This window comes from Pseudonocardia sp. ICBG601, from assembly GCF_020496245.1.
Genome location: NZ_JAHLJA010000053.1, coordinates 21,501 through 27,500, shown reverse-complemented (window position 1 = coordinate 27,500; position 6,000 = coordinate 21,501).

Genomic DNA, 6,000 nt, shown 5'->3' with positions numbered 1-6,000 from the left:
CCCCCCCCCCCCCCCCCCCCCCCCCCCCCCCCCCCCCCCCCCCCCCCCCCCCCCCCCCCCCCCCCCCCCCCCCCCCCCCCCCCCCCCCCCCCCCCCCCCCCCCCCCCCCCCCCCCCCCCCCCCCCCCCCCCCCCCCCCCCCCCCCCCCCCCCCCCCCCCCCCCCCCCCCCCCCCCCCCCCCCCCCCCCCCCCCCCCCCCCCCCCCCCCCCCCCCCCCCCCCCCCCCCCCCCCCCCCCCCCCCCCCCCCCCCCCCCCCCCCCCCCCCCCCCCCCCCCCCCCCCCCCCCCCCCCCCCCCCCCCCCCCCCCCCCCCCCCCCCCCCCCCCCCCCCCCCCCCCCCCCCCCCCCCCCCCCCCCCCCCCCCCCCCCCCCCCCCCCCCCCCCCCCCCCCCCCCCCCCCCCCCCCCCCCCCCCCCCCCCCCCCCCCCCCCCCCCCCCCCCCCCCCCCCCCCCCCCCCCCCCCCCCCCCCCCCCCCCCCCCCCCCCCCCCCCCCCCCCCCCCCCCCCCCCCCCCCCCCCCCCCCCCCCCCCCCCCCCCCCCCCCCCCCCCCCCCCCCCCCCCCCCCCCCCCCCCCCCCCCCCCCCCCCCCCCCCCCCCCCCCCCCCCCCCCCCCCCCCCCCCCCCCCCCCCCCCCCCCCCCCCCCCCCCCCCCCCCCCCCCCCCCCCCCCCCCCCCCCCCCCCCCCCCCCCCCCCCCCCCCCCCCCCCCCCCCCCCCCCCCCCCCCCCCCCCCCCCCCCCCCCCCCCCCCCCCCCCCCCCCCCCCCCCCCCCCCCCCCCCCCCCCCCCCCCCCCCCCCCCCCCCCCCCCCCCCACCCCCCCCCCCCCCCCCCCCCCCCCCCCCCCCCCCCCCCCCCCCCCCCCCCCCCCCCCCCCCCCCCCCCCCCCCCCCCCCCCCCCCCCCCCCCCCCCCCCCCCCCCCCCCCCCCCCCCCCCCCCCCCCCCCCCCCCCCCCCCCCCCCCCCCCCCCCCCCCCCCCCCCCCCCCCCCCCCCCCCCCCCCCCCCCCCCCCCCCCCCCCCCCCCCCCCCCCCCCCCCCCCCCCCCCCCCCCCCCCCCCCCCCCCCCCCCCCCCCCCCCCCCCCCCCCCCCCCCCCCCCCCCCCCCCCCCCCCCCCCCCCCCCCCCCCCCCCCCCCCCCCCCCCCCCCCCCCCCCCCCCCCCCCCCCCCCCCCCCCCCCCCCCCCCCCCCCCCCCCCCCCCCCCCCCCCCCCCCCCCCCCCCCCCCCCCCCCCCCCCCCCCCCCCCCCCCCCCCCCCCCCCCCCCCCCCCCCCCCCCCCCCCCCCCCCCCCCCCCCCCCCCCCCCCCCCCCCCCCCCCCCCCCCCCCCCCCCCCCCCCCCCCCCCCCCCCCCCCCCCCCCCCCCCCCCCCCCCCCACCCCCCCCCCCCCCCCCCCCCCCCCCCCCCCCCCCCCCCCCCCCCCCCCCCCCCCCCCCCCCCCCCCCCCCCCCCCCCCCCCCCCCCCCCCCCCCCCCCCCCCCCCCCCCCCCCCCCCCCCCCCCCCCCCCCCCCCCCCCCCCCCCCCCCCCCCCCCCCCCCCCCCCCCCCCCCCCCCCCCCCCCCCCCCCCCCCCCCCCCCCCCCCCCCCCCCCCCCCCCCCCCCCCCCCCCCCCCCCCCCCCCCCCCCCCCCCCCCCCCCCCCCCCCCCCCCCCCCCCCCCCCCCCCCCCCCCCCCCCCCCCCCCCCCCCCCCCCCCCCCCCCCCCCCCCCCCCCCCCCCCCCCCCCCCCCCCCCCCCCCCCCCCCCCCCCCCCCCCCCCCCCCCCCCCCCCCCCCCCCCCCCCCCCCCCCCCCCCCCCCCCCCCCCCCCCCCCCCCCCCCCCCCCCCCCCCCCCCCCCCCCCCCCCCCCCCCCCCCCCCCCCCCCCCCCCCCCCCCCCCCCCCCCCCCCACCCCCCCCCCCCCCCCCCCCCCCCCCCCCCCCCCCCCCCCCCCCCCCCCCCCCCCCCCCCCCCCCCCCCCCCCCCCCCCCCCCCCCCCCCCCCCCCCCCCCCCCCCCCCCCCCCCCCCCCCCCCCCCCCCCCCCCCCCCCCCCCCCCCCCCCCCCCCCCCCCCCCCCCCCCCCCCCCCCCCCCCCCCCCCCCCCCCCCCCCCCCCCCCCCCCCCCCCCCCCCCCCCCCCCCCCCCCCCCCCCCCCCCCCCCCCCCCCCCCCCCCCCCCCCCCCCCCCCCCCCCCCCCCCCCCCCCCCCCCCCCCCCCCCCCCCCCCCCCCCCCCCCCCCCCCCCCCCCCCCCCCCCCCCCCCCCCCCCCCCCCCCCCCCCCCCCCCCCCCCCCCCCCCCCCCCCCCCCCCCCCCCCCCCCCCCCCCCCCCCCCCCCCCCCCCCCCCCCCCCCCCCCCCCCCCCCCCCCCCCCCCCCCCCCCCCCCCCCCCCCCCCCCCCCCCCCCCCCCCCCCCCCCCCCCCCCCCCCCCCCCCCCCCCCCCCCCCCCCCCCCCCCCCCCCCCCCCCCCCCCCCCCCCCCCCCCCCCCCCCCCCCCCCCCCCCCCCCCCCCCCCCCCCCCCCCCCCCCCCCCCCCCCCCCCCCCCCCCCCCCCCCCCCCCCCCCCCCCCCCCCCCCCCCCCCCCCCCCCCCCCCCCCCCCCCCCCCCCCCCCCCCCCCCCCCCCCCCCCCCCCCCCCCCCCCCCCCCCCCCCCCCCCCCCCCCCCCCCCCCCCCCCCCCCCCCCCCCCCCCCCCCCCCCCCCCCCCCCCCCCCCCCCCCCCCCCCCCCCCCCCCCCCCCCCCCCCCCCCCCCCCCCCCCCCCCCCCCCCCCCCCCCCCCCCCCCCCCCCCCCCCCCCCCCCCCCCCCCCCCCCCCCCCCCCCCCCCCCCCCCCCCCCCCCCCCCCCCCCCCCCCCCCCCCCCCCCCCCCCCCCCCCCCCCCCCCCCCCCCCCCCCCCCCCCCCCCCCCCCCCCCCCCCCCCCCCCCCCCCCCCCCCCCCCCCCCCCCCCCCCCCCCCCCCCCCCCCCCCCCCCCCCCCCCCCCCCCCCCCCCCCCCCCCCCCCCCCCCCCCCCCCCCCCCCCCCCCCCCCCCCCCCCCCCCCCCCCCCCCCCCCCCCCCCCCCCCCCCCCCCCCCCCCCCCCCCCCCCCCCCCCCCCCCCCCCCCCCCCCCCCCCCCCCCCCCCCCCCCCCCCCCCCCCCCCCCCCCCCCCCCCCCCCCCCCCCCCCCCCCCCCCCCCCCCCCCCCCCCCCCCCCCCCCCCCCCCCCCCCCCCCCCCCCCCCCCCCCCCCCCCCCCCCCCCCCCCCCCCCCCCCCCCCCCCCCCCCCCCCCCCCCCCCCCCCCCCCCCCCCCCCCCCCCCCCCCCCCCCCCCCCCCCCCCCCCCCCCCCCCCCCCCCCCCCCCCCCCCCCCCCCCCCCCCCCCCCCCCCCCCCCCCCCCCCCCCCCCCCCCCCCCCCCCCCCCCCCCCCCCCCCCCCCCCCCCCCCCCCCCCCCCCCCCCCCCCCCCCCCCCCCCCCCCCCCCCCCCCCCCCCCCCCCCCCCCCCCCCCCCCCCCCCCCCCCCCCCCCCCCCCCCCCCCCCCCCCCCCCCCCCCCCCCCCCCCCCCCCCCCCCCCCCCCCCCCCCCCCCCCCCCCCCCCCCCCCCCCCCCCCCCCCCCCCCCCCCCCCCCCCCCCCCCCCCCCCCCCCCCCCCCCCCCCCCCCCCCCCCCCCCCCCCCCCCCCCCCCCCCCCCCCCCCCCCCCCCCCCCCCCCCCCCCCCCCCCCCCCCCCCCCCCCCCCCCCCCCCCCCCCCCCCCCCCCCCCCCCCCCCCCCCCCCCCCCCCCCCCCCCCCCCCCCCCCCCCCCCCCCCCCCCCCCCCCCCCCCCCCCCCCCCCCCCCCCCCCCCCCCCCCCCCCCCCCCCCCCCCCCCCCCCCCCCCCCCCCCCCCCCCCCCCCCCCCCCCCCCCCCCCCCCCCCCCCCCCCCCCCCCCCCCCCCCCCCCCCCCCCCCCCCCCCCCCCCCCCCCCCCCCCCCCCCCCCCCCCCCCCCCCCCCCCCCCCCCCCCCCCCCCCCCCCCCCCCCCCCCCCCCCCCCCCCCCCCCCCCCCCCCCCCCCCCCCCCCCCCCCCCCCCCCCCCCCCCCCCCCCCCCCCCCCCCCCCCCCCCCCCCCCCCCCCCCCCCCCCCCCCCCCCCCCCCCCCCCCCCCCCCCCCCCCCCCCCCCCCCCCCCCCCCCCCCCCCCCCCCCCCCCCCCCCCCCCCCCCCCCCCCCCCCCCCCCCCCCCCCCCCCCCCCCCCCCCCCCCCCCCCCCCCCCCCCCCCCCCCCCCCCCCCCCCCCCCCCCCCCCCCCCCCCCCCCCCCCCCCCCCCCCCCCCCCCCCCCCCCCCCCCCCCCCCCCCCCCCCCCCCCCCCCCCCCCCCCCCCCCCCCCCCCCCCCCCCCCCCCCCCCCCCCCCCCCCCCCCCCCCCCCCCCCCCCCCCCCCCCCCCCCCCCCCCCCCCCCCCCCCCCCCCCCCCCCCCCCCCCCCCCCCCCCCCCCCCCCCCCCCCCCCCCCCCCCCCCCCCCCCCCCCCCCCCCCCCCCCCCCCCCCCCCCCCCCCCCCCCCCCCCCCCCCCCCCCCCCCCCCCCCCCCCCCCCCCCCCCCCCCCCCCCCCCCCCCCCCCCCCCCCCCCCCCCCCCCCCCCCCCCCCCCCCCCCCCCCCCCCCCCCCCCCCCCCCCCCCCCCCCCCCCCCCCCCCCCCCCCCCCCCCCCCCCCCCCCCCCCCCCCCCCCCCCCCCCCCCCCCCCCCCCCCCCCCCCCCCCCCCCCCCCCCCCCCCCCCCCCCCCCCCCCCCCCCCCCCCCCCCCCCCCCCCCCCCCCCCCCCCCCCCCCCCCCCCCCCCCCCCCCCCCCCCCCCCCCCCCCCCCCCCCCCCCCCCCCCCCCCCCCCCCCCCCCCCCCCCCCCCCCCCCCCCCCCCCCCCCCCCCCCCCCCCCCCCCCCCCCCCCCCCCCCCCCCCCCCCCCCCCCCCCCCCCCCCCCCCCCCCCCCCCCCCCCCCCCCCCCCCCCCCCCCCCCCCCCCCCCCCCCCCCCCCCCCCCCCCCCCCCCCCCCCCCCCCCCCCCCCCCCCCCCCCCCCCCCCCCCCCCCCCCCCCCCCCCCCCCCCCCCCCCCCCCCCCCCCCCCCCCCCCCCCCCCCCCCCCCCCCCCCCCCCCCCCCCCCCCCCCCCCCCCCCCCCCCCCCCCCCCCCCCCCCCCCCCCCCCCCCCCCCCCCCCCCCCCCCCCCCCCCCCCCCCCCCCCCCCCCCCCCCCCCCCCCCCCCCCCCCCCCCCCCCCCCCCCCCCCCCCCCCCCCCCCCCCCCCCCCCCCCCCCCCCCCCCCCCCCCCCCCCCCCCCCCCCCCCCCCCCCCCCCCCCCCCCCCCCCCCCCCCCCCCCCCCCCCCCCCCCCCCCCCCCCCCCCCCCCCCCCCCCCCCCCCCCCCCCCCCCCCCCCCCCCCCCCCCCCCCCCCCCCCCCCCCCCCCCCCCCCCCCCCCCCCCCCCCCCCCCCCCCCCCCCCCCCCCCCCCCCCCCCCCCCCCCCCCCCCCCCCCCCCCCCCCCCCCCCCCCCCCCCCCCCCCCCCCCCCCCCCCCCCCCCCCCCCCCCCCCCCCCCCCCCCCCCCCCCCCCCCCCCCCCCCCCCCCCCCCCCCCCCCCCCCCCCCCCCCCCCCCCCCCCCCCCCCCCCCCCCCCCCCCCCCCCCCCCCCCCCCCCCCCCCCCCCCCCCCCCCCCCCCCCCCCCCCCCCCCCCCCCCCCCCCCCCCCCCCCCCCCCCCCCCCCCCCCCCCCCCCCCCCCCCCCCCCCCCCCCCCCCCCCCCCCCCCCCCCCCCCCCCCCCCCCCCCCCCCCCCCCCCCCCCCCCCCCCCCCCCCCCCCCCCCCCCCCCCCCCCCCCCCCCCCCCCCCCCCCCCCCCCCCCCCCCCCCCCCCCCCCCCCCCCCCCCCCCCCCCCCCCCCCCCCCCCCCCCCCCCCCCCCCCCCCCCCCCCCCCCCCCCCCCCCCCCCCCCCCCCCCCCCCCCCCCCCCCCCCCCCCCCCCCCCCCCCCCCCCCCCCCCCCCCCCCCCCCCCCCCCCCCCCCCCCCCCC